18 protein-coding genes and 1 pseudogene are annotated in these 22,022 nt (G+C 72.7%); 9 read left to right on the top strand and 10 right to left on the bottom strand.

What is annotated here, in order from left to right; all coding sequences use genetic code 11:
- Positions 1 to 314 precede the first annotated feature (314 nt).
- Positions 315 to 596 carry a hypothetical protein gene (locus ACFW2G_RS16540; protein ID WP_236647736.1) on the bottom strand — a complete coding sequence of 94 codons (282 nt, stop codon included), beginning with the start codon at positions 594 to 596 and terminating at the stop codon, positions 315 to 317.
- Positions 597 to 825: 229 nt separating this feature from the next.
- On the bottom strand, positions 826 to 2,376 hold the full coding sequence (locus ACFW2G_RS16535; protein ID WP_037924959.1) for an APC family permease: 1,551 nt from the start codon (positions 2,374 to 2,376) through the stop codon (positions 826 to 828).
- Positions 2,377 to 2,743: 367 nt separating this feature from the next.
- Here ACFW2G_RS16535 and ACFW2G_RS16530 point away from each other — a divergent pair, with 367 nt between their 5' ends.
- Positions 2,744 to 3,832: a DNA alkylation repair protein gene (locus tag ACFW2G_RS16530; protein WP_384584771.1), complete on the top strand. Its 1,089-nt coding sequence runs from the start codon at positions 2,744 to 2,746 to the stop codon at positions 3,830 to 3,832.
- Between the two features lie 54 nt (positions 3,833 to 3,886).
- Positions 3,887 to 4,348 carry a hypothetical protein gene (locus ACFW2G_RS16525; protein WP_384584768.1) on the top strand — a complete coding sequence of 154 codons (462 nt, stop codon included), beginning with the start codon at positions 3,887 to 3,889 and terminating at the stop codon, positions 4,346 to 4,348.
- A gap of 53 nt (positions 4,349 to 4,401) precedes the next feature.
- Here ACFW2G_RS16525 and ACFW2G_RS16520 read toward each other — a convergent pair whose 3' ends face one another.
- The 5 genes from ACFW2G_RS16520 to ACFW2G_RS16500 form a co-directional block, all read right to left on the bottom strand.
- Positions 4,402 to 5,865 (bottom strand): aldehyde dehydrogenase family protein, encoded by a 1,464-nt coding sequence (locus ACFW2G_RS16520; RefSeq protein WP_037924953.1) that lies wholly within the window; start codon positions 5,863 to 5,865, stop codon positions 4,402 to 4,404.
- Positions 5,862 to 7,601: an amidohydrolase family protein gene (locus ACFW2G_RS16515; RefSeq protein ID WP_384584765.1), complete on the bottom strand. Its 1,740-nt coding sequence runs from the start codon at positions 7,599 to 7,601 to the stop codon at positions 5,862 to 5,864. Before ACFW2G_RS16515 ends, ACFW2G_RS16520 begins: the two co-directional genes overlap by 4 nt.
- 172 nt (positions 7,602 to 7,773) lie before the next feature.
- Entirely contained in the window at positions 7,774 to 8,895 is a 1,122-nt protein-coding gene (locus ACFW2G_RS16510) for an LLM class flavin-dependent oxidoreductase (protein WP_037924948.1), read from the bottom strand.
- 108 nt (positions 8,896 to 9,003) lie between these two features.
- Positions 9,004 to 9,789 carry an SDR family NAD(P)-dependent oxidoreductase gene (locus ACFW2G_RS16505; protein WP_384584762.1) on the bottom strand — a complete coding sequence of 262 codons (786 nt, stop codon included), beginning with the start codon at positions 9,787 to 9,789 and terminating at the stop codon, positions 9,004 to 9,006.
- A 10-nt stretch (positions 9,790 to 9,799) separates the two neighbouring features.
- Complete coding sequence (locus ACFW2G_RS16500; protein WP_384584759.1) at positions 9,800 to 10,747, bottom strand: TIGR03619 family F420-dependent LLM class oxidoreductase; 948 nt, start codon at positions 10,745 to 10,747, stop codon at positions 9,800 to 9,802.
- A gap of 405 nt (positions 10,748 to 11,152) precedes the next feature.
- Between ACFW2G_RS16500 and ACFW2G_RS16495 the strand changes: the two are divergent.
- Positions 11,153 to 11,502: pseudogene (locus ACFW2G_RS16495) on the top strand (hypothetical protein).
- 25 nt (positions 11,503 to 11,527) lie between these two features.
- Here the strand turns inward: ACFW2G_RS16495 and ACFW2G_RS16490 are convergent.
- The gene (locus tag ACFW2G_RS16490; protein WP_384453199.1) at positions 11,528 to 12,334 is read right to left on the bottom strand and encodes a hypothetical protein; all 807 of its coding nucleotides are present in this window, start codon (positions 12,332 to 12,334) and stop codon (positions 11,528 to 11,530) included.
- Between the two features lie 276 nt (positions 12,335 to 12,610).
- On the opposite strand from ACFW2G_RS16490, the gene ACFW2G_RS16485 reads away from it, so the two are divergent.
- Positions 12,611 to 13,054: an NUDIX hydrolase gene (locus ACFW2G_RS16485; protein WP_304949887.1), complete on the top strand. Its 444-nt coding sequence runs from the start codon at positions 12,611 to 12,613 to the stop codon at positions 13,052 to 13,054.
- 8 nt (positions 13,055 to 13,062) lie between these two features.
- Here ACFW2G_RS16485 and ACFW2G_RS16480 read toward each other — a convergent pair whose 3' ends face one another.
- Complete coding sequence (locus ACFW2G_RS16480; RefSeq protein ID WP_384453203.1) at positions 13,063 to 13,932, bottom strand: trypsin-like serine peptidase; 870 nt, start codon at positions 13,930 to 13,932, stop codon at positions 13,063 to 13,065.
- A 180-nt stretch (positions 13,933 to 14,112) separates the two neighbouring features.
- Here ACFW2G_RS16480 and ACFW2G_RS16475 point away from each other — a divergent pair, with 180 nt between their 5' ends.
- Positions 14,113 to 15,369 carry an MFS transporter gene (locus ACFW2G_RS16475; protein WP_384584756.1) on the top strand — a complete coding sequence of 419 codons (1,257 nt, stop codon included), beginning with the start codon at positions 14,113 to 14,115 and terminating at the stop codon, positions 15,367 to 15,369.
- 10 nt (positions 15,370 to 15,379) lie between these two features.
- Here the strand turns inward: ACFW2G_RS16475 and ACFW2G_RS16470 are convergent, their stop codons facing one another.
- Positions 15,380 to 16,612: an amidohydrolase family protein gene (locus ACFW2G_RS16470; RefSeq protein ID WP_037924942.1), complete on the bottom strand. Its 1,233-nt coding sequence runs from the start codon at positions 16,610 to 16,612 to the stop codon at positions 15,380 to 15,382.
- A 130-nt stretch (positions 16,613 to 16,742) separates the two neighbouring features.
- Between ACFW2G_RS16470 and ACFW2G_RS16465 the strand changes: the two genes are divergently transcribed.
- The 4 genes from ACFW2G_RS16465 to ACFW2G_RS16450 all read left to right on the top strand — a co-directional run bounded on the left by ACFW2G_RS16465 (position 16,743) and on the right by ACFW2G_RS16450 (position 22,020).
- A complete protein-coding gene (locus tag ACFW2G_RS16465) occupies positions 16,743 to 19,865 on the top strand; it encodes a BTAD domain-containing putative transcriptional regulator (RefSeq protein WP_384584753.1) in 3,123 nt (1,040 codons plus the stop codon).
- Positions 19,866 to 20,038: 173 nt separating this feature from the next.
- A complete protein-coding gene (locus ACFW2G_RS16460) occupies positions 20,039 to 20,230 on the top strand; it encodes a hypothetical protein (protein WP_037924937.1) in 192 nt (63 codons plus the stop codon).
- 150 nt (positions 20,231 to 20,380) lie between these two features.
- Positions 20,381 to 21,109, top strand: coding sequence for a class I SAM-dependent methyltransferase (locus ACFW2G_RS16455; protein WP_384584120.1), 729 nt, complete (start codon positions 20,381 to 20,383; stop codon positions 21,107 to 21,109).
- Positions 21,110 to 21,207: 98 nt separating this feature from the next.
- Positions 21,208 to 22,020, top strand: coding sequence for a hypothetical protein (locus tag ACFW2G_RS16450; RefSeq protein ID WP_384584123.1), 813 nt, complete (start codon positions 21,208 to 21,210; stop codon positions 22,018 to 22,020).
- Positions 22,021 to 22,022 lie beyond the last annotated feature (2 nt).

Here is a 22,022-nt window from a genome sequence, read left to right as displayed (position 1 = left end):
GGCCGGAGAACGTCCCCGGCCCGTCCGCCTGATCGCAGGCGGACGGGCCGCTCTCGATCACGCAGAGCACGCAGAGCACGCAGAAAGCGTAGGTAGGACGGAAAGGGCTGAGCGGCCCTGCGGGACCGGCGACGAAGCCTGTCGCTCCCCCCGAGCAGCGGCATGCGCGGCTGGTCCGGGGCCGTCAGCGGAATCGATCTTAGGTCGTACCACCCGCCCCGGAAAACGCATTTACCCAGCTCAGCACCTATGTGGCCGATATTCGCCCCTGGCCTGAATCGGGCCGGCGCCGCCTGCGGGGCCGCGGGCCGGGCTCAGCCGGCCTTCGGGGCCTTCGGCAGCCCGGCGTCGAGGGCCGTGCCGGCGCCCGCGAGGGAGCTGTCGGTCGCCTTCGAGGCGGAGCCGACCGCGCCCTTGGTCACACCGACCGCCGTCTTGGCGTCCTGGACGGTCTGCGCGGGGTGATCGGCGAGGTCGACGACACGGCCGACGAGCGGCGCCGCCCCGGAGGGCTCGTCGGCGGCGTGCGCGGCGCCGGGAACCAGCGCGAGGGCGGCTCCGCCGGACAGGACCAGGGCGGCAAGGGTGCGCTTCATGGCAGTCATGACCGGCCCAACGACCCCGCCACCCCGGAGTCACCACCTGGCCCGCCCCTTTGGAGTGGCTCCTGCCGGTCCACCGCCCCCTGCCGTTCGGCCGCACCGGCCGCACCGGCCGCCGGGAACGCCGCGAACGCCGCGAACGCCGGGAACGCCGGCGGCCCCGGATCGGGGGAATCGATCCGGGGCCGCGGGGATGACTCGGCGGGTGCGTTCGGCGCGGGGGTCAGTCCTCGACCACCAGGGCCGGGGTGGACTTCGTCAGGACCTCGCCGCGGAAGAAGGCCGGGCTGCGGCGCTGGGTGATCAGCATGACGACCACGCCCAGGAGGAGCAGGCCCACTCCGATGACGAAGACGCTGCCCACGCCGAAGAGCGAGGAGCCGGAGCCGTAGGCCGGGTCCCACATGTCGTACATCGTCTGGAAGAAGACCGCGGCGAGCATGAGGCCGCCGATGCCCGGCAGGATGCCCTTCACGAGGAGGTCGCGGGCCGAGGAGCGCAGGTCCGCGCGGAAGAACCAGACGCAGGCGAAGGCCGTGATCGAGTAGTAGAAGCAGATCATGAGGCCGAGGGCGTAGATCGTGTCGATCAGTACGTTCTCGCTGACCAGCGTCATCACCGTGTAGAAGACGCCGGTGGCGATGCCCGCCATGACGGTGGCGCGGCCCGGGGTCTTGAAGCGGGGGTGGACCTTGGCGAAGGAGGTCGGCAGGGCTTCGTAGGTGCTCATCGACAGGACCGTGCGCGCCACCGGGATGAAGGTGGTCTGCAGGCTCGCGGCGGCGGAGGCCAGGACCGCGACGAAGAGCAACACCCCGAGACCGGAGCCCATGATCGGCTCGGCGAGGGTGGCGAAGACGTTGTCCGCGGTCTGCTCGTTGCCGAGGCCGTTGCCCTCGGTGCCGACACCGGCGTACATCTGGGCGGCGATGGCGACGACCAGGTACGAGGAGACGATGACGACCATGGCGAGCATCGCCGCGCGGCCGGGCGTCTTGGCGCTGCCGACGCTCTCCTCGTTGACGGACAGACAGGCGTCCCAGCCCCAGTAGATGAAGATCGAGAGGGAGAGGCCGGCCGTGAAGGCGGCGAGCGACTCGACGGCGAAGGGGTTCATCCAGGACCACGAGAAGGCGAGCGAGCCCGCGACCTCGTCGGACTTGGTGATGGCCAGGTAGGCGAACAGCGCCAGCACCGTGAGCTGGAGGCCGACCAGGATGTACTGGACCCACTTGGTGGCGGTGATGCCGCGGTAGCTGATCGCGGTGGCGATCGCGATGAAGACCAGGGTGGTGAGGATGTGGACGAACTTGTTGTCGTCCAGCGCGGCGAGGTCGGCGCTGCCGCTCAGTTCGCCCACGAGGAGGTAGAAGAAGTTGGTGGCCACGCCGGCGAGGTTGGAGAGCACGACGACCGTGGCGACCAGCAGGCCCCAGCCGCACATCCAGCCGACGCGGGGGCCGAAGGCCTTCACCGACCAGGTGAAGGAGGTGCCGCAGTCGGGGACCGCTTTGTTCAGGGCGCGGTAGGCGAAGGCCACCAGCAGCATGGGGATGAATCCGGCCAGGAAGACGGCCGGCATCTGGACGCCGACCTCGCTGACCGTGGGACCGAGGGTGGCCGTCAGGCAGTAGACGGGGGCGACCGTCGATACGCCGATGACGGCGTTGCCCACGAGCCCGACGGAATTGCCGCCGAGTCCCTTGCCGCGTACGCCCCCGGCCACGCCGCTTACCGTGTCTCCGGCCTGAGGCCGAACGTCCAGCTGAGTCATGAGTCAGGACGTTAGATGGTGCGTTTTCCACATGTGGATGATCGAAGTCCGGATGTAAAGAGTCTTCGACGCCTTGGAATCTTGAGTTCGGGACGATTTGCGATCGCTTAATGCAAGGTTCACTCCAGCATCTCCCCGTAATTCAACAGGTCCGACCTGGGGTCTTTCATGATGCGGAAACCGCAGGCATGTCCGATTTGCACTTTTCCAAAGTTTCCCTCGTGACTTTGCGGTGCCCAGCGGTAACGCGGGATGCGGACCGGTTTGCCGTGGGCCTGCTCACCGGCCCGGCTCGTCCGGGGCGGGCCGCCCCGGACGAGCCGTCGGGGAGTCCTCGGCCGGGCGCGCGATCCGCGAGACTGTCCCCATGCCCACGGCCGATGAGCTCCTCAGCGCGGACACCGTCACCACCCTGGCCGGCCTGCTGGCGCGGGCCGGCGCCGCCGGGTCCGCGCCCGCCCTGACCGCCTGCGCCACCGCGCTCGACGGGCTGTCGTACAGCGGCCGGGTCGCCGCGGTCCGCGACGCGGTCCTCGCCGACCTCCCCGAAGACTGGCCCGGCTTCGAGGCCGTCGTGCGCACGGCCCTCGCCGAGCCCGCCTTCGAGGGGTGGATGACCTTCCCCGTCAACGAGGCGGTGGCCGTCCGCGGGCTGGAGGTGTTCGAGCCCGGTCTGGAGCTGCTGCACGACCTCACCTCCCGGCTGACCGCCGAATCCGCGGTGCGGCCCTTCCTGCGCGCCGACCCCGACCGCGCGCTGGCCGTCGTACGGACGTGGACCGGGGACCCGGATCCGCACGTACGGCGCCTCGCCAGCGAGGGCACCCGGCCCCGGCTCCCGTGGGCCCCGCAGCTGCCCGCGTTCGTCGCCGACCCCCGCCCGGCCCTGCCGGTACTGGACGCCCTCCACCGCGACGCGTCCGAGTACGTCCGCCGGTCCGTCTCCAACCACCTCAACGACATCGGCCGGGACCACCCCGCCCTCGCCGTCGAGACGGCGGCCCGCTGGCTGGCCGAGCCCGCCGCCACGACGGACCGCGTCGTACGGCACGGCCTGCGCACCCTGATCAAGGCCGGCCGGCCCGAGGCGCTGACCCTCCTCGGCCACGCCCCGGACGTACCGGTCACCGTGCACGGGCCGGTGGTGACCACCCCGCGGGTCGCCGTCGGGGAGTACCTCGTCTTCGACTACGCGGTCACGAACACCGGCGAGCTCCCGGCCGAGCTGGTGATCGACTACGTCGTGCACCACACCAAGGCGAACGGCACCCGCACCCCCAAGGTGTTCAAGCTCGTCACCCGCCCGCTGGCCCCCGGCGCAACCCTGGCCGGCACCAAGCGGCACTCCTTCAAGCCGATCACCACCCGCCGCTACCACTCCGGTGAGCACCTGGTGCAGCTCCAGGTCAACGGCCGTGTGCGCGGCGAGGCGGCCTTCTCGCTGGACGCCGGATGATCACTGCGGCATGCTGCGGGGCATGACCCACGGAATCGAGTCCCACCCCGCCCGGTGAGCGCCCGCGCAGAGCGCCCGGCGCTCACCTCCCGGACGACCTCCCTCCACGACTACGCCCTGTTCCGCCACGGCATCGAGCCGGACGGGCAGGTCCCGGAGTATCTGGTCGACCACTTCGGCCTGCGTGCCGGACCGCAGCCGCGGGAGGTGCGGCTCGCCCAGGCGTACTGCACGGAGGGCTGCTGTGGCGCCCTGTACGTGACGGTTCGCCGGGACGGCGACGAGGCGGTGTGGGGCGGCTGGCGCGGCGTCGACGTGAAGGGGCGGCCGCTGCGGCTGTACTTCGACTGGCGGCTGCCCAATGACGGCAGCCCGCCGGAGGAGCGGGCGGCCGCGGCACTGCAACGGATCGAGCGGTCCGACCCGAAGGACTTCGCCCGGCTCCAGAGGGGCAGCAGCGAACTCGCTGCGGCCCTCGGCTCCACGTGGGCCGACGGGGACGATCAGGACCCGTAGCAGCACGGTGCCCGGCTGGGGCCACCTGCCCCCGGCCGGATCCGGCCCGCGGGCTACGTCGTCCAGACGATCGACTGGATCTCGCTGTAGGCGTGCAGGGCGTACGAGCCGACGTCCCGGCCGACCCCGCTGCGCTTGAAGCCGCCGAACGGGGCCTCCATGTTGCGGCCGATGGTGTTCACGCCGACCCCGCCCGCGCGCAGCCGCCGCGCAATGCGGAAGGCGCGCGCCGCGTCACCGGACCACACGTAGCTGAGCAGGCCGAAGTCGCTGTCGTTGGCCAGTCGGACCGCTTCGTCCTCATCGCCGTCGAAGGGGACGACCACGACGACCGGGCCGAAGATCTCCTCGCGGACCACCCGCATGTCGTTCGTGCAGTCCACGAGCAGGGTCGGGGCCACGTAGAAGCCCTTCCCGTCCCCGACCACCGGACGCTCGCCGCCGTACGCGATCCGCGCCCCCTCCTTCTTCCCCAGCTCGACGTACGACTCCACCCGGTCGCGGTGCGCCGCCGAGATCACCGGGCCGACCACCGTCCCGGCCGCCGCCGGGTCGCCGACCTTCATGAAGGACAGGTATCCGGTGAGCTTCTCGATGAGCTGCCCGTACACCGACCGGTGGACGATGACCCGGGTCGGGGCGGTGCAGATCTGGCCGGAGTAGAAGGAGAAGGTGGTGCCGATGCCCCTCACCGCCGCGTCCAGGTCGGCGTCGTCCATGACGACGGCCGCGCCCTTGCCGCCGAGTTCCATCAGCTGCCGCTTCATCGTGCGGCCGCAGACCTCCGCGATGCGCTGTCCGACGCCGGTGGAGCCGGTGAAGGACACCATGTCCACGTGCGGGGAGTCCACGGCGGCCTCGCCGACCTCCACCGACTGCCCGGACACGACGTTGACGACGCCCGCCGGGACCCCGGCCTCGTGCAGCGCCTGCGCCATCCGGAAGACGGACAGCGGGTCCTGCGGGGCCGGTTTGACGACGACCGTGTTGCCCATGGCGAGGGCGGGCGCCACCTTGCCTGCCGGGTTCGCCCACGGGTTGTTGTAGGAGGTGATGCAGGTGACCACGCCGACCGGCTGGCGGACCTCCAGCGCGCCCAGGATGCCCGCCCGCCCCATCGGGCCGGCCTCGGTGACCTGGGGCGGCAGCCCCTTCTCGACGGGCTCCAGGGCGCCCTTGGCGTACCTGCGGAAGCGGGCGACGCCGACGCCGACCTGCATGCCGCGTGCGATCCCGGTCGGCGCGCCGGTCTCCGCCTGCGCGAGGGCCGTCCACGGCTCGAACTCCCGCTGCATGATGTCGGCCGCGCGGTCGAGGATCGCCGCCCGGGCCTGCGGTGTCGTGCGCGACCAGCTGTCGAAGGCCTCGGCTGCGGCGCGGGCCGCGTCGGCGACCTGTGCGCGCGAGGCCTCGGGGGCGAGCCCGACCACCGACGCGTCGGCCGGGTTGACCACCTCGTAGTGCCCGCCGGCCGGCTCCACCCACTCGCCGCCGATGTAAAGGGGTTGAGCGGTCATCGGGTGCTCACCGTCCTCGTGTCCCGGCCCGACCGGAGCACGATGCCGGGGACCGCCCCGGTCACCTCGTCGTCGCGGACGGTCTCCACGCCGTTGACCCGCACCGAGACGATGCCGACGGCCCGGGCGTCGAGGCGGGGGCTGTCGCCGGGCAGGTCATGGACGAGGGTGGCCGGGCCCGCGTCGATCCGTTCGGGGTCGAAGAGGACCAGGTCGGCGTGGTAGCCCTCGGTGAGCCGGCCGCGCTCGCGCAGCCCGAACAGCCGGGCCGGGTCGTCCGTGAGCATCCGTACCGCCTCCTCCAGCGGCACGAGCTTGCGGCCGCGCAGGCAGTCGCCGAGGAAGCGGGTCGTGTACGGGGCGCCGCACATCCGGTCCAGGTGGGCTCCGGCATCGGAGCCGCCGAGCAGGACGTCCTCGTGCTGCCAGGTCTCGGCGCGCAGGGCCCAGCTCGCCGGGTCGTTGTCGGTGGGCATCGGCCAGAGCACGGTGCGCAGGTCGTCGTTGGCGCAGATCTCCACCAGGCACTGGAAGGGGTCCTGGCCGCGTTCGGCCGCGATGTCGTTCACGACCCGCCCGGAGAGGTCCTCGTTCTCCTTGCTGTAGGTGTCGCCGATGACATAGCGGCCGAAGTCGGCGAGGCGGCGGAAGACGCCGGCCTCCTTGCTGTCGGCGCGGCGCAGCATCTCGGCGCGTACGGCGGGGTCGCGGAGTCGGGCGATCCGTTCGGGGACGGGCAGGCCGAGGACCTCGCCCCAGCCGGGGATGAGGTTCAGTGCGCAGAAAGTGCCGAGCGACATGTTCATGGGGGTGAGGATCGGCATGGTGAGCGCGACGATGCGGCCGCCGGCCTTGCGGGCCCGCTCACTGGGGATCAGCTGGCGCGGAACCCGTTCGGGGACGGCGGCGTCGATGGTGAGGACGTTCCAGTTCAGGGGCCGTCCGGCGGCGGCGCTCATGTCGACGAAGAGGTCGATCTCCTCGTCGGAGAACTGGTCGAGGCAGCCGGCGACGATCGCTTCGAGCTGGGTGCCCTCGTGTTCGGCGACGGCGCGGGAGAGGGCGAGGAGTTCGGCGGGCCGGGCGTGGCGGGAGGCGACGGGCGCGCCCGCGCCGTCGGAGTGGGTGGCGGACTGGGTGGTGGACAGGCCCCAGGCCCCGGCGTTCATGGCGTCGTGGAAGAGGTCGAGCATCTGCCGCATCTGCTCGGGGGTGGGCTGTCCGCCGACGGCGTCCTCGCCCATGACGTGGCGGCGCAGGGCGCAGTGCCCGACCATGAACCCGGCGTTCACGGCGATCCGGCCCTCCAGGGCGTCGAGGTATTCGCCGAAGGTGGACCAGGTCCAGTCGACGCCCTCTTCAAGGGCCTTGAGGGCCATGCCCTCGACCTTGCTCATCATGCGGCGGGTGTAGTCGGCGTCCTCGGGGCGGGCCGGGTTGAGCGGGGCCAGGGTGAAGCCGCAGTTCCCACCGGCGACGGTGGTGACGCCGTGGTTCATGGAGGGCGTGGCGTAGGGGTCCCAGAAGAGCTGGGCGTCGTAGTGCGTGTGCGGGTCGACGAAGCCGGGGGTCAGGACGAGGCCGGTGGCGTCCTCGCTGGTGCGGGCCCCTTCGGTGACGGTGCCGGGCGCGGCGATGACGGCGATGCGGCCGTCGCGTATGCCGAGGTCGGCGACGCGGGCGGGGGCGCCGGTGCCGTCCACGACGGTCGCGCCCTTGATCAGGTGGTCGAGCATGACGTCCCTTCTGCCGGTGTTCGCGGTGCGGTCGGCCTGCCGGAGCCCCGGTGCCCGCGCGTCGAACGCCGGCAGGGCCGGGGACGGCCCCGGCGGGTGGCCGCCCGGCCGGGGCCCGGTGCGGGACGGCGGTCCGGGAAGACGCCGTCCCCGTTGGTGCGCCCCGCAGGGGTCAGGCGGACTGCCGGAAGCGGGTCGTACGGTGGACCGGGTCGGTGTCGATGTGCGGGATCACGTGCTCGCCGATCAGCTTGATCGTGGTCATCGTGTCCTCGTAGGAGACGCCGGTCGGCAGGCCGAAGGAGAGCTGGTCCGCGCCCGCCTGCTCCCAGCGCTCGCACTGGGCCCTGACCTCCGACGGATCGCCGCAGATGAGGAGCTCCTCGGCAATCAGGAGCTCGATGATCTCCGCGTTGTACTCCGGCAGGGTCTCGGGCCACTGGGGGATCGCCTCGGGCCGCGGGAAGGTGTCGTGGTAGCGGAAGACCAGCGACTGGAAGCGGTTCATGGTGGCGTTGACGGCGATCTCCACGGCCTTGTCGTGGGTCTCGGCGCAGATCGCGGTGGAGGTGACCATCACGTTGTCGTTGACGAAGGCGCCGATCGCCTTCGCCTCCCTGATGGCCGTCTTGTACTGGTCGAGGACCCATTCCATGTCGGAGACCTTCTGCACGCTGAAGCCCAGCACGCCGAGGCCCTTCCTGGCCGCCATCGCGTAGGAGGAGGGCGACCCGGCGGCGTACCACATGGCCGGGTGGGCCTTGCCGTACGGCTTGGGGAAGACCTTGCGCGGCGGCAGCGACCAGTGCTTGCCCTGGAACCCCTCGTACTCCTCCTGGAGGAACATCTTGGGGAACTCCGCGATGGTCTCCTCCCAGATCTCCTTGGTGGCGTCCATGTCCTCGATACCGGGCAGGAAGCCGAGGATCTCGTGGCTGCCCGCGCCACGGCCGGTGCCGAACTCGAAGCGGCCCCGGGAGAGGTGGTCGAGCATGGTGACCTTCTCGGCCACCTTGACCGGGTGGTTCACCGGGGCGAGCGGGTTGAAGATGCCGGAGCCGAGGTGGATGCGTTCGGTGGCGTGCGCGAGGTAGCCGAGGAACACCTCGTTCGCCGACAGGTGCGAGTACTCCTCCAGGAAGTGGTGCTCGGAGGCCCAGGCGTACTTGAAGCCGGACTTGTCGGCCTGGATGACGTACTCGGTCTCCTCGACCAGCGCCTTGTGCTCCGCCTCGGGGTCGACCTTGGACCGCGCCTCAGGCACGTATCCCTGCACGAAGAGCCCGAATTCCAAGGGGTTCACCGTCCTCTGTTTTCTGACGTTGCGTCAGATTCGATGCCCCGACTGTTCCACCGCGGGACCCGGAGCGTCAATACCTGACGCCCCATCAGACGGCCTCGGCTACAGGACGCTGACCCCCGCCATCCAGCCGCCGTCGATGACGAACGGCTGGCCGGTGATGTACGAGGAGTCCTCGCCGGTCAGGAAGAGCGCCAGCCGGGCGATCTCCTCCGGCTGCCCCACCCGCCCCATCGGGACCACCCGCCGGTAGAGCTCCGCCATGGCCTCGCGGGCCTCGTCGGTGGTGTTCGCCGGGTCCAGCAGGCCGGGATTGGCCATCGGGGTGTCCACCGCGCCCGGGCACATCGCGTTGACCCGGATCCCCCTGCCCGCCAGCTCCAACGCGGCCACCCGGGTCAGACCCAAGACAGCAGCCTTGGTCGCGGCATAGGCGCCGACGTACGCCATGCCCGTCAGGCCGGTGTAGGAGGAGGTGTTGACGATGGTGCCGCCGCCGGCCGCCTCGATCTCGGGCGCCACGGTCTTGATACCGAGGAAGGCGCCCACCTGGTTGACCTCGACCACCTGCCGGAACTCCTCCAACGGGGTCGAGGCCAGCTCGTTGAAGCGCAGGATGCCCGCGTTGTTGACCAGGCCGTCGATCCGGCCGAAGGACTCCTTCGCGGCGGCGATCGCGGCCGCCCAGTCCTCCTCCCGGCGCACGTCCATCCGCACGTACCGGGCCCGGTCCTCGCCGATCTCCTGGGCCACGGCCGCGCCCTGCTCGTCCAGCACGTCCCCGAGGAGCACCCTCGCACCCTCGGCGGCGAAGAGCCGGGCCTCCTGCTCGCCCTGGCCGCGCGCCGCACCGGTGATGACGACGACGCGCCCGTCCAGCTTGCCCATGCCCGTGCTCCTAGTCGTTGAGGTGCGGGGCCACTTCGGCCCCGAAGGCGGCGATCTGATCGACGAGCTCGGCGCGGTCGCGGCTGCGGAAACGGACCTGGATCTGGTCCACGCCGAGCGCCCCGTACTCGCGCAGGGACTCCGCGAGCGCCTCCGCCTTGCCGGTGAGGGTGCGGCGGCCGGTGTCCCAGCCGGGCTCGCCGACGTACAGCGCCTCGGTGATCGCGCCGACCTCGAAGGGGCCGGTGACACCGGCCTCCGCGCGCAGCCGTGCGATACGGGCGATCTGCTCCGGGAGCCGGTCGCGCGGGTCGCCCTGCGGGAGCCAGCCGTCCCCGCGGACGGCGGCCCGGCGGACGGCGGCGGGCGAGGAGCCGCCCACCCAGACGGGGATCCGCTCCTGCGCGGGCCGGGGCCGCTGCCCGAGATCCCGGAAGGAGAACCGCCCGCCCTCGAACTCCGGGTACTCCTCGGGCCCAAGCGCCACCCGCAGCGCGTCGAGGGTCTCGTCGAGCACGGCGCCGCGGCGCGCGAAGTCCGCGCCGAGGACCTCGAACTCCTCCGCCACATGGCCGGCGCCGACGCCGAGGATCAGCCGGCCGCCGGAGAGGTGGTCGAGGGTGGCGTACTGCTTGGCGCTGACCAGCGGGTGGCGCAGGCCGAGTATCGCCACGTGGCTCAGCAGCCGGACCCGCTCGGTGACCCCGGCGAGGAAGGAGAGGGTGGCCACCGGGTCGTACCAGACGGTACTCATGGCTCCCGCGAGGCGCCGCGGGATCGCCACGTGGTCGCAGGTGGCCAGGTAGCCGAAGCCGGACCGGTCGGCGGCCCGCGCAATCTCGGCGAGATCGGCGGCTCCGGCCGATGCCTCCCAGGGTTCGGCGTAGAGGGTGCTCTGCGACTGGACCGGGAGCTGCATCCCGTAGACCAGCCGACCTTCCGGAAACACGCGCGCCATGGCGGACCCGCCTCACCTTCGTCTGCCGATTCGTCCTGCCGGTGCCGGGCCATCGTGGTACCTGACGGATCGTCAGGCAAGAGGGAGGCGACCCGCAGCCCCCACCCCACCGAATCCGACCCACGGCGTCCGCGGATTACGGGGACGGGTACGAGTACAGGTACGGGTGCGTACCGCCCCCTTGCATCACGGCAAGGTGCACGCCCGTGGCCGACGCCACCATCCGCATCCCGAAGAAGCCAAGGACAGACTCGCCGCCCTAGCTGCCCGAGCCGCGCTGCACGCCTGGAACAGCTATGCCCGGTCCGTGTCGCAACAGCAGTACCTGGAGCACGAGTTGGACCGGCGTCTGGCGGAGGCGAGGGGCAGGTGACGGAAACGCACATCATCCTGGATGGGGCGACGATGCTGGCAGCGGGTCAAGGCAGCGCCCTCGCGTCCCGGCTCATCCACCACACACACGCCGAGGCCGGCTGGTTCCTCTACGCACCCACCTGCGCACTGGTCGAAGCCGACCGCGCCCGGCCCGGCCCGGCGGAGCACCTGGCCTCCCTGCCGGGCATCACCAACCTGGACCTCGACCCGCCCGCCCGCCCGCCGCACCGACCCTCGCGCGCCACGAGACCTGGGACGCGACACACGCCCGACACGCGACCCACCCCCCGCCGGAACGCCCCGACGGGACGATCGTCGCCACCACCTTCCCCAAGCGCGGGGAGGGCGAGCCGGTCGGCGTCCTGGATCTCGGCGACTGACGGCCGGCGCCGGACGGTCGCCCCGTCAGAAGCCTTCCGGACCCATCACGATGACCGGCTTCGCCGCCGGGTCCAGGGTCTCCAGGACCGTACGCATGGCCTCCTTCGGGATGCCGACGCACCCCTGGGAGGGGCCGTCGTGGTCCACGTGCAGCCAGATGTTGCCGCCCTTGGCCTCGCCGTCCGGCTTGACCGGGTCCAGCGGGGAGCGGCCCGGGCGGCGGTTGAAGTCGATGGCGACGACGTAGTCGAAGGAGCCCACCAAGGACTCCCCGTTCACACCGCGGCCGGTGGCCACGAAGGCCCGGTCCTCGTCGTACGGCAGCCGCGTGCCCGGCGGCGGCGACAGCAGGCCGCCCGCGTCGGTGAGCGCGAAGACGCCCTGGGGCGAGGTCAGGTCGCCGTACGTGCGCTCCGCCGACCAGCCCCGGGCGCCGTTGCGCGCCGGCCAGCTCGCGGCCTTGACCCAGTCCGCCCCGGCCTCGGGGCGGGTGTACAGGGCGGCGGTGGACTCGGAGGAGTCCGCCGCCCTGCCGGTGACCAGGATGAGCTGACGGGACTCGGCGGGGATCCGCGCCCGGGTCTGCTCGCTGATACCGGTCAGGCCCTGCAGGGGCGAGCGCGGGGAGTCGCGCACCACCCGGTCCACGGGCCGCGGACGGGAGTCCGCCGTGGCCCCCGCCGCGCCCGCGGCCCGGTCCGGATCCTGGGCCACGTACACCCACCCGGCCGTGAAGGCCACCAGGCCGAGCGTGGCGGCGAGGACGACGCGACGGGCCGCACGGCGGTTCGTACGGACGGGGCGGGAGCGTGCTCGGGCGTGCTTGCTCATTCACCCGACCGTACATCAACGCACCTTCAGACCTGGTTTGTCCACGATGTGCGCGCCCTATGGCCCGCCGGGAAGCGGACACGGCGGCACGGCCACGGCGGTCCACGCCCGCTCGGCGCCGCGCCCCGACCGGCGGTGGCGGTGGCGGTGGCGGTGGCGGTGGCGGTGGCAGTAGCGCGGGCGGTGTCCGCGAAGCGGTCGGCTGCGGGCGGCTGCGGGCGGACGGGGAGCGGCGGGCCGGCCCCCCGGCGCCGATCACCGACGTACCCTGAATCGATGAGGCGAACTCCACGTCACGCGGCGCGCGTTGTCATCCTTTCCCCCACCGGGTCGGTGTTCCTCTTCCGCGAGGACAACGTGGAGGTGGGCATCCACTGGCTGCCGCCCGGCGGCGGTATCGACCCCGGCGAGAGCCCCGAGGAGTGCGTGCGGCGCGAACTGCGCGAGGAGACCGGGTGGACCGACCTGGAGCCGGAGCGCCTGCTGTGCACCTGGGAGCACGACTTCACCCACCAGGGCGTACCGGTGCGCCAGCACGAGCACATCTACCTCACCACGGGCCCGCACCGGGAGCCGGTCCTGGAGGAGCCCGGCATCCACTGGCAGTGGCTCTCCGCGCAGCGCCTGGCCACCCTGGGCGAACCGGTCTGGCCGCCCCGCCTGTCGGACCTGCTCAGGGACACCCCGCCCGAACCGGTCCACCTGGGCCTGCTGGCCTGACCCGCGCCCTAGTGTCGTGGCGTGTTGGCGGGGGCCCCGGATGTGGCCTTGGCGTAGAGGGAGGCCGCGTACTCCCCCAGCACCGTGCTGGTCGAGACGTCGTCGGTGTCCCCGCCCGTGAGGATTCCGATGATCCGGCCGTCGCCTGCGATCCACGCGCTGCCGCTGGTGCCGCCCGGGAAGTCCGCGCAGTCGAAGCGCTGCTGGGTCGCGCTCTCGCGGACGGCGGTCGCCGTGCAGGTACGGGGGATCTTGCGATCGGCGGGATAGCCGGTGACGGTGACCTCCTCACCGGCCCGGCCGGTGGTGTCCAGCACGGCCGCGCCCGTCACGTCCTCGATCTCACGGCCCTGGGCGTCGGGGGCGAGCGTGGCGAAGGCGAGGTCGTAGTCGTCGTCGGTGCCCTCGGCCCAGCGGTCGTCCTCGAAGACCTCCTCGATCTTCCAGGTGCCGTACGGGGCGGTGTCGTTGGCGTAGGCCGGCGCGAAGACCGCGGTCCCGTCGCCCTGCTGCCCGGCGAGCAGGCAGTGCCCGGCGGTGACGATGAGGTTGCGTCCGGGGCTGTGCACCACGGTGGCGGTGCAGAAGTGGTCGCTGTCCAGGCCGTTGGTGAACAGGGCGCCGGTGAAGGCGGCGGGCCCGCCGGGCGGGGGCGTGACGGCCGGCGGCAGGGTGGTCCCGGGCTGGGCGGACAGCTGCGGCTTCGGCACGTGCGAGCGCGAGGAGGCCGTGGGCGAGGGAGTGGACTGCGCGGCCCCGGCCCGCGCCGGAGCGGACGCCTCGGGGGGCGGCGCGAGCTTCGCCACCGCGGCGGAGGCGCCCAGGGCCGCCACCGCGCACAGCAGTGCCGTCACGACGTTCCGCCTGTCCACCGGCATGATGATCCTTCCGCTGTGCCCTGGCGAAGCATGCCCCGGCCGCGGGCCCGGCGGCAAGGCGCCCGACGACCCCTGTGTGACCGGCCCGTCACCGCCCGCACGGCGCCGACTCCGCCGCGCCCGCCTGTGTAGGGCAGGTGCCCGATCCGCGCGGGCATGCCTTAGAAGCACGCTGGCACCATGCGCGATGGGGGAAGCGGACGGGTCCTGCGGGACCGCAATGCGGGCCTCTACCTGCTCGGGGTGGTGGTGTCCGGGTTCGGCACGACGGCGATGTGGCTGGTGGCCGGGGTCTGGGTGAAGTCGCTCACCGGATCGGACAGCCTCGCGGCCCTGACGGTGTTCGCCCTGTGGGCGCCGGTGCTCGCCGGGCCGGCGCTGGGAGTGCTCGCCGACCGGCTGCCGCGGCGGGCCCTGCTGGTGGCCGCCTGCCTCGTGATGGCCGCGCTGCTGCCCGCCCTGTGTCTCGTCGACTCGGCCTCCCGGGTGTGGTTGCTCTTCGCCGTGCTCCTCGTCTACGGGCTCTGTGGCACGCTCCACGAGGCCGCCGAGGCCGCCCTGGTGGCGAGGGCGGTCGACGTCCGCCTCCTCGGCGACTTCAACGGGTTGCGGATGACGGCCGCCGAGAGCATGAAGCTCCTCGCGCCGCTGGCGGGCGCCGCCCTGTTCACCCGGTTCGGCGGGGCCTCGGTGGCCCTGCTCGACGCGGTGACGTTCGCACTGGCGGCGGGCCTGTTCCTGCTGCTGCGGGTGGACCGGGACGCACCCGAGCGCACGGGCCCCCGGGCGGGCGGCTTCGCCCGGGCCCTGGAAGGCGGCCGGCAGCTGTGGGGTTCACCGGTGCTGCGCCCGCTGGTGTCGGCCGCCGCCGCCGTGATGTTCCTGGCCGGGATCAACGGCGCGCTGGTCTACGCGGTCGCCGACGATGTCCTCGGCCGGCCGCCCGCCCACGTGGGGGTGCTGTACGCGGTGCAGGGTGCGGGTTCGGTCCTGAGCGGGCTGGTCGCGGGCCCGCTGCTGCGGCGCCTGCCGGCACGCGTGTTCGCGGCGGCCGGCACCGCCCTGTTCGCGCTGGGGTGCGGCGGGCGGGCGCTGCCGTACGAGGCCGCGGCCCTGGTGTGCAGCGCGCTGATCGGCGCGGGCTTGCCGTGCGTGCTGATCACCGTGCTGACCGCCGTGCAGCGCGAGGTGCCGGACTCCGCCGTGGGCCGGACCGCCGCCACCGCCAACACCCTGGTCTTCGTACCGAACGCGCTGGCCCTGGCCCTGGGCGCCGGGCTCGTCGCCCTCGTGGACGTCACGCTGCTGCTGCCGGCCGTCGCAGCGGCCGGCCTGGCCGTCTCGTTCCTGCTCGTGACCGTGCCGGCGGACACGGACACGGACACGGACACGGGCGAGGGCACGGGCGGGGTTACGGCCCGCCGGACACCGGCCTGACCGACCGGGGTCAGCCGCCCGAACCCGGTCCCGCCCACAGGCCGTCCGGGGTCAGACCGAGCAGGTCGATCGCGTTGCCGCGCACGATGCGGTCCACCGTGTCCGGCGCCAGGTGCCCCATCTGCGCCTCCCCGACCTCGCGCGACTTCGGCCAGGTGGAGTCGGAGTGGGGGTAGTCCGTCTCGTAGAGGACGTTGCCGGCGCCGATCGCGTCGAGGTTCTGCAGACCGAAGGCGTCGTCGAAGAAGCAGCCGAAGACGTGCCCCGCGAAGAGCTCGGACGGCGGACGGAGCACCTTGTCGGCGACCCCGCCCCAGCCCCGGTTCTCCTCCCAGACCACGTCCGCGCGTTCGAGGATGTACGGGATCCAGCCGATCTGGCCCTCCGCGTACATGATCTTCAGATGGGGGAAGCGCTCGAACTTGCCGCTCATCAGCCAGTCGACCATGGAGAAACAGCAGTTGGCGAAGGTGATGGTGGAGCCGACCGCGGGCGGGGCGTCCGCGGAGGTGGACGGCATCCGGGACGAGGAGCCGATGTGCATGGCGATGACCGTGCCGGTCTCGTCGCACGCCCGGAGGAAGGGATCCCACTCGTCGGTGTGCACGGACGGCAGGCCCAGGTGCGGGGGTATCTCCGAGAAGGCGACCGCGCGCACGCCGCGCGCCGCGTTGCGGCGGACCTCCTCGGCGGCCAGCCGGGCGTCCCAGAGCGGGATGAGGGTGAGCGGGATGAGCCGGCCCCGGGCGTCGGGGCCGCACCACTCCTCCACCATCCAGTCGTTGTAGGCCCGTACGCACAGGAGCCCCAGCTCACGGTCCTTGGCCTCGGTGAAGGTCTGGCCGCAGAAGCGGGGGAAGGTCGGGAAGCAGAGGGCCGACTGGACATGGTTGACATCCATGTCGGCGAGCCGCTCGGGAACCGAGAAGGAGCCGGGGCGCATCTGCTCGTAGGTGATGACTTCCAGGGTGATCTCGTCGCGGTCGTACCCGACGGCGGTGTCGAGCCGGGTGAGCGGCCGGTGCAGGTCCTCGTACACCCACCAGTCGCCGATCGGGCCGTCGTCGCCCGCGGCCCCCATGACCGGGGCGAACTTGCCGCCGAGGAAGGTCATTTCCTTCAGCGGGGCACGGACGACGCGGGGGCCGGTGTCGCGGTACCTGGACGGGAGCCGGTCCCTCCAGACGTGGGGAGGTTCAACCGTGTGGTCGTCCACCGAGATGATCTTGGGGAAGGTCTCCATGGCTCATACGGTAGCGCTGATCTGACGAACCGTCAGCTAGTTGGTCCGGGATCGGTCATGGACGGGCTGACGTGTGCGCGCAGACAGGGCAGACTGACCCTTACACCGACGGAAGGCAGGGGGACGACAGATGGACGGCGTACCGGCCATCCCTCACCCGCGCAAACACCCCGAGGCCCGTGCGGCTGCCGCCGCGTCCGAAGCCGGCACCGCCGCCCGCCCCACCGGTCCCGTACCGCCGACGGTCGCCGCCGCATCCGGCGAGAGGCACGCCACCACGGCAAGCGGCACCACCGGGCCTGCCCCGACCGCCGAGACCGCCGAGACCGTCGCAGGCGGCACGGCGGGCGAGTCGCGGTTCGCCGTCCTCGGGCCCGTACGCGCCTGGCGGGGCGGCGAAGCCCTGCCCTCCGGCACCCCCCAGCAACGCGCCCTGCTCGCCGCACTCCTGCTGCGCGACGGCCGCACCGCCACCGCACCCGAACTGATCGACGCCATCTGGGGCGAGGACCCGCCGCAGCAGGCCCTCGCCACCATCCGCACCTACGCCTCCCGCCTGCGCAAGGTCGTGGCCCCGGGCCTGCTCGTCACCGAGTCCGGCGGCTACGCCATCCGACTGCGCTCCGCAGCCACCCTCGACCTCGGCGTCGCCCGAAGCCTCGCCGCCGACGCCGAGGGCGCCCGCGCCGCCGGGGACCGCTCCCTCGCCCGCACGCTCCTGGCCCGCGCCCTCGACCTGTGGGAGGGCGAACCCCTCGCCGGGGTCCCCGGCCCGCACGCCGAGACCGAGCGCACCCGGCTCGCCGAATGGCGCCTCCAACTGCTGGAAGCCCGCCTCGACCTGGACCTGGAGGTCGGCCACCACGCCGAGGCCGTCTCCGAGCTCACCGCCCTCACCGCCGCCCACCCGCTGCGCGAACGGCTGCGCGAGCTGCTCATGCTCGCCCTCTACCGCAGCGGCCGACAGGCCGAGGCCCTCGCCGTCTACGCCGACACCCGCCGGCTCCTCGCCGACGAGCTCGGCGTCGACCCGCGTCCCGAACTGGCCGCGCTCCAGCAGCGCATCCTGAACGCCGACGCCGACCTGGCCCGCGCGGAGGACCCCGCCCCGGCAGCCACCGCCACCCAGGTGAGGCCCGCCCAATTGCCCGCGACCGTACCCGACTTCACCGGGCGATCCAGCTTCGTGGCCGAGCTCGGCACGATCCTCTCCGGGGGCGCCCAGGACCAGGTCATGGCCGTCTCCGCGCTCGCCGGCATCGGCGGCGTCGGCAAGACCACCCTCGCCGTCCACGTCGCCCACGCCGCCCGCCCGCACTTCCCCGACGGCCAGCTCTACGTCGACCTCCAGGGCACCGACGCCCGCCCCGCCGAGCCGGAGGCCGTGCTCGGCTCCTTCCTGCGCGCGCTCGGCACCCCCGACACCGCGATCCCCGACTCCCCGGCCGAACGGGCCGCCCTCTACCGCTCCACCCTCGACGGCCGCCGCGTCCTGGTCCTCCTCGACAACGCCCGCGACGCCGCCCAGGTCCGCCCGCTGCTGCCCGGCACCGCCGGCTGCGCCGCCCTCGTCACCAGCCGGGTCCGCATGGCCGGCCTCGCCGGGGCGCATCTCGTCGACCTCGACGTGATGAGTCCGGAGGAGGCGCTCCAGCTCTTCACCCGCATCGTCGGCGAGGAAGGCGTACGCGCCGAACGCCAGGCCGCCCTCGACGTCGTCGGCGCCTGCGGCTTCCTGCCGCTGGCCATCCGCATCGCCGCCTCCCGGCTGGCGGCCCGCCGCACCTGGACCGTCTCCGTCCTGGCCGCCAAGCTCGCCGACGAACGCCGCCGCCTCGACGAACTCCAGGCCGGCGACCTCGCCGTCAAGGCCACCTTCGAGCTCGGCTACGGCCAGCTGGAACCGGCCCAGCAGCGCGCCTTCCGCCTCCTCGGCCTGGCCGACGGCCCGGACATCTCGCTGTCCGCGGCCGCCGCCGTCCTCGACCTGCCCGAGTACGACACCGAGGACCTCCTGGAGGCCTTGGTCGACTGCTCCCTCCTCGAATCCGCCGCGCCCGGCCGCTACCGCTTCCACGACCTCGTCCGCCTCTACGCGCGGGCCTGCGCCGAACGGGACGAGCAGCCCCCGAGCGAACGCGAGGCCGCCCTGGACCGCCTCCTGGACTTCTACCTGGCCACCGCCTCCGGGGTGTACGCCCTGGAACGCCCCGGCGACCGGCTGCCCGCGCACCTGTCCGACACCCACTACCCCGGACTGGTCTTCGCCGAGCCGCGCGCCGCCCTGGACTGGCTGTACACCGAGGCAGGTCCGCTGCTGGCGTGCGTACGCCAGGCCTCCGTACGGGGCGGCGACTCACCGGTGCTGCGCCGGGCCGTCGACCTGCTGTGGGCGGCCAAGGACCTGGCCGAATCGGGGGCCAACTCCAAGCAGTACGAGTCGGCCGCGGCCGCCCTGCGCGACGCCGCCCAAGCCGCCAAGGACCCCTACGCCGAGGGCCGCGCCCGCACCACCCTGACCAACGTGCACCTGGTCGCCGGCCGCTTCGCCGAGGCCGACGACGAAGCCCGCCAGGCCACGGTGCTGGCCCGCGAGGCCGGAGACCCGCTGCCCAGCTGCTGGGCGCCCAACGACCGCGGGATCATCGCGCTCTACGAGGGGCGGAACGCGGACGGCGAGCGGTACCTGCTGGAGGCCATCGAGAACTTCCGCGCCGACGGCAACAACGTCGGCGAGGCGAGCGCCCTGTGCAACCTCTCCCGCATCCACGTGGAACTGGGTCGCCTCACCAGCGCCATAGACCTCGCGCAGCAGGGCATCGCCATCTACGACCGGATGGGCCTGTCCCTACGGCTGGCCAACGGCCGCTACGCGCTCGGCATCGCACTCACCGAGGCGGGCCGGCTCGGCGAGGCCCTCACGCAGCTCACCGAGGCGCTGGCGCTCTTCCACGACAACCGCCAGCCCCTGTGGGAAGGGGTCACCCACTTCCGGCTCGCCGTCGCCCATCTCGCGGCGCGCCGGCCCACCCTGGCCGCGGCGCACGCCGAGCAGGCCATCGCACTGCGCGGCATCGGCGGGGAGTGGCGGCGCGCGACGGTGCTGACGGTGCTGGGCAAGGCGCTGCGGCGGCTGGGGCAGACGGACCGGGCGCGGGCGTGCTGGCGGGACGCGGAGGCGGTCTTCCAGCAGCTCGGTTCGGCCGAACTGGCCGAGGTGCAGACCTTGTTGGCCACAGAGATTGCCGCCTGACCTGCGAAGACGCCGGTTGAACGAGGCGTTCATCGTTCGTTTATCGCCGAACGGCACGATAGGTGCATCGACCCGGTGCGTCGGGGGACATCCGGGCCGTTTGGAAGGATCACCCGTTCGGCGGTCATCGGGGGAATCGCCGAACGGGTCCCACCCATCCATCAGGAGAACCGATGACGACGAACGAGAACATCCTGCCGAACGACGGCACCGTCAAGCCGCTCGACAACCACGCCTCGGGCGCCGAGATCGAGACCCTGGACAACCACGCGTCGGGCATCGAGATCAAGCCGCTGGCCGACGACCCGTCCGAGGGCGAGGAGATCCGGACGCTGGACAACCACGCGTCCGGTCCGCGCCCGTAGGCAGCACACGACGTACGGGGGAGCCCACGGGGGAAACGGGGGCTCGGGGGAACAACGGGGGAACGGCGGTCGCGGTGGCCCGGAGGGGGAGCCACCGCGACCGCCGCACACGTATGCCGGGACGGATCCGGGCGGGCATAGGCTGGAGGCGTGTTCTCCTCCTACGGGCCGAGCGTCCGCGAACTGGCAGTGCAGGGCCTCTCCTCCGTCGAGCGGGGCTACGACCTGCTCGCACCGAAGTTCGACCACACCCCCTTCCGCACGCCGGACCGGATGCTCGACGCCGTCGAGGAGACCCTCGCCCAGCGGGAGGGCGGTTTCGGCGCCGGCCTGGACATGTGCTGCGGCACGGGTGCCGGAACCACCATGCTGCGGCGGCTGTGCCGGGACCGGGTCACCGGGGTGGACCTCAGTGCGGGCATGCTCGCCGAGGCCCGGCGCACGCACGCGGACGACGACCGGGTGGACTTCGTACGGGCCGACGCGCGGGCCCTCCCGCCAGAACTCTCGGACCGCTACGACCTGGCCGTCAGCTTCGGGGCCTTCGGTCACTTCCTGCCCTCCGAACGGCCCGCCCTCTTCTCGGAGGTGCACGCGGCGCTGCGCGGGGGCGGGCTCTTCGCCTTTCCGATCGGCGCCCCGATCCCGCCGAGCTCTCCGGTGTGGTGGGCGGTGGCGGGTTTCGACGCCGCGATGCGGGTGCGCAACGCGGTGTGGCGGCCACCGTTCGTCATGTACTACCGGACCTTCCCGCTGAGCGGGGTGCGTGCCGACCTGCGGGCCTGCGGCTTCACGGTGGAGACGGTCCCGCTGGAGCACTTCGGCCGCCGGCCCGACGGGGCTCCGCGCTGGCGGCTGGTGCTGGCCCGCCGCTCCTGAGAGTCGCGGAACGGCTGCGGCACCATCGGGACACCCGGCACAATCTGTGAGGAACCGCCAGGCGTCCTGCGCGCCAACCCCCCTCCCTGGAGCAGCCGGTGTCGTCACAGGACATGCTCATAGCGATCACTCCGGAGCAGGCCGCCCACGGCGCGATCGTCTCCGTGGAGCTGCCGTCCGGACCGGTCCGCGTGCGGATACCGCCCTGCCGGCACGGCGACCTCGTCAAGGTCCGGGTCGGCACCGAGGAGGTGCGGCTGCGCATCCACGTGTCCGGGGCCGGCGTGGCCTGGATCGCGGGGGCCGGCGGCATCATTCCTCCGCCCGCGGGGGACCCGGCACCGCAGCGGCCCGCGCCGGCCCCGCAGACGGGCGGCGGGCGCGGCTGCCTGGTGGGGCTCGCCGTCGCGGCACTGCTGGTCATCGGCTTCTTCCTGCTCCGTGACGGCGACGGCGGCGACGACGCGAAGCCCGCCGGCGACGCGACCCCCACCTGGTCCTCCTCCGGGAGCCCCTCCCCCACCCCCTCACCCCGGACATCGGATCCCGAGACCACCGAGACCACCCCGTACGACTCCGGGCCGAGCGAGGAGCCGAGCGAGGAGCCGAGCGAGGAGCCGAGCGAGGACCCGAGCCCCGAACCCACACCGTTCGACCGGGGCACCTGCCTCAACGGGCAGTTGCCCGACTCGACGACGCCCCGCAGCGTCAGCGGCGTCGAGGAGGTGCCCTGCTCGGCGTCCGACGCGCACTACCGGGTGATCGAGAGCATCCCCGGCACCTCGGACCTGGACCGGTGCAGCGGCAACCCCAGGACCCAGTACGCCTTCTCCTACCGCTACCTGCGCGGCTCGATCGTCCTCAACCAGTACGTCTACTGCCTGGTCGGCATCGGCTCCTACGCCCGCTGACC

The organism is Streptomyces sp. NPDC058880 (assembly GCF_042742535.1).
Lineage (GTDB): Bacteria > Actinomycetota > Actinomycetes > Streptomycetales > Streptomycetaceae > Streptomyces.
This window is presented reverse-complemented; position numbering and strand designations above follow the sequence as displayed.

Coding starts and splice junctions, on each gene's coding strand:
- ACFW2G_RS16540 (WP_236647736.1), bottom strand. CDS start 596: ATGAAGCGCACCCTTGCCGCCCTGGTCCTGTCCGGCGGAGCCGCCCTC.
- ACFW2G_RS16535 (WP_037924959.1), bottom strand. CDS start 2,376: ATGACTCAGCTGGACGTTCGGCCTCAGGCCGGAGACACGGTAAGCGGC.
- ACFW2G_RS16530 (WP_384584771.1), top strand. CDS start 2,744: ATGCCCACGGCCGATGAGCTCCTCAGCGCGGACACCGTCACCACCCTG.
- ACFW2G_RS16520 (WP_037924953.1), bottom strand. CDS start 5,865: ATGACCGCTCAACCCCTTTACATCGGCGGCGAGTGGGTGGAGCCGGCC.
- ACFW2G_RS16515 (WP_384584765.1), bottom strand. CDS start 7,601: ATGCTCGACCACCTGATCAAGGGCGCGACCGTCGTGGACGGCACCGGC.
- ACFW2G_RS16505 (WP_384584762.1), bottom strand. CDS start 9,789: ATGGGCAAGCTGGACGGGCGCGTCGTCGTCATCACCGGTGCGGCGCGC.
- ACFW2G_RS16500 (WP_384584759.1), bottom strand. CDS start 10,747: ATGGCGCGCGTGTTTCCGGAAGGTCGGCTGGTCTACGGGATGCAGCTC.
- ACFW2G_RS16490 (WP_384453199.1), bottom strand. CDS start 12,334: ATGAGCAAGCACGCCCGAGCACGCTCCCGCCCCGTCCGTACGAACCGC.
- ACFW2G_RS16485 (WP_304949887.1), top strand. CDS start 12,611: ATGAGGCGAACTCCACGTCACGCGGCGCGCGTTGTCATCCTTTCCCCC.
- ACFW2G_RS16480 (WP_384453203.1), bottom strand. CDS start 13,932: ATGCCGGTGGACAGGCGGAACGTCGTGACGGCACTGCTGTGCGCGGTG.
- ACFW2G_RS16475 (WP_384584756.1), top strand. CDS start 14,113: ATGCGCGATGGGGGAAGCGGACGGGTCCTGCGGGACCGCAATGCGGGC.
- ACFW2G_RS16470 (WP_037924942.1), bottom strand. CDS start 16,612: ATGGAGACCTTCCCCAAGATCATCTCGGTGGACGACCACACGGTTGAA.
- ACFW2G_RS16465 (WP_384584753.1), top strand. CDS start 16,743: ATGGACGGCGTACCGGCCATCCCTCACCCGCGCAAACACCCCGAGGCC.
- ACFW2G_RS16460 (WP_037924937.1), top strand. CDS start 20,039: ATGACGACGAACGAGAACATCCTGCCGAACGACGGCACCGTCAAGCCG.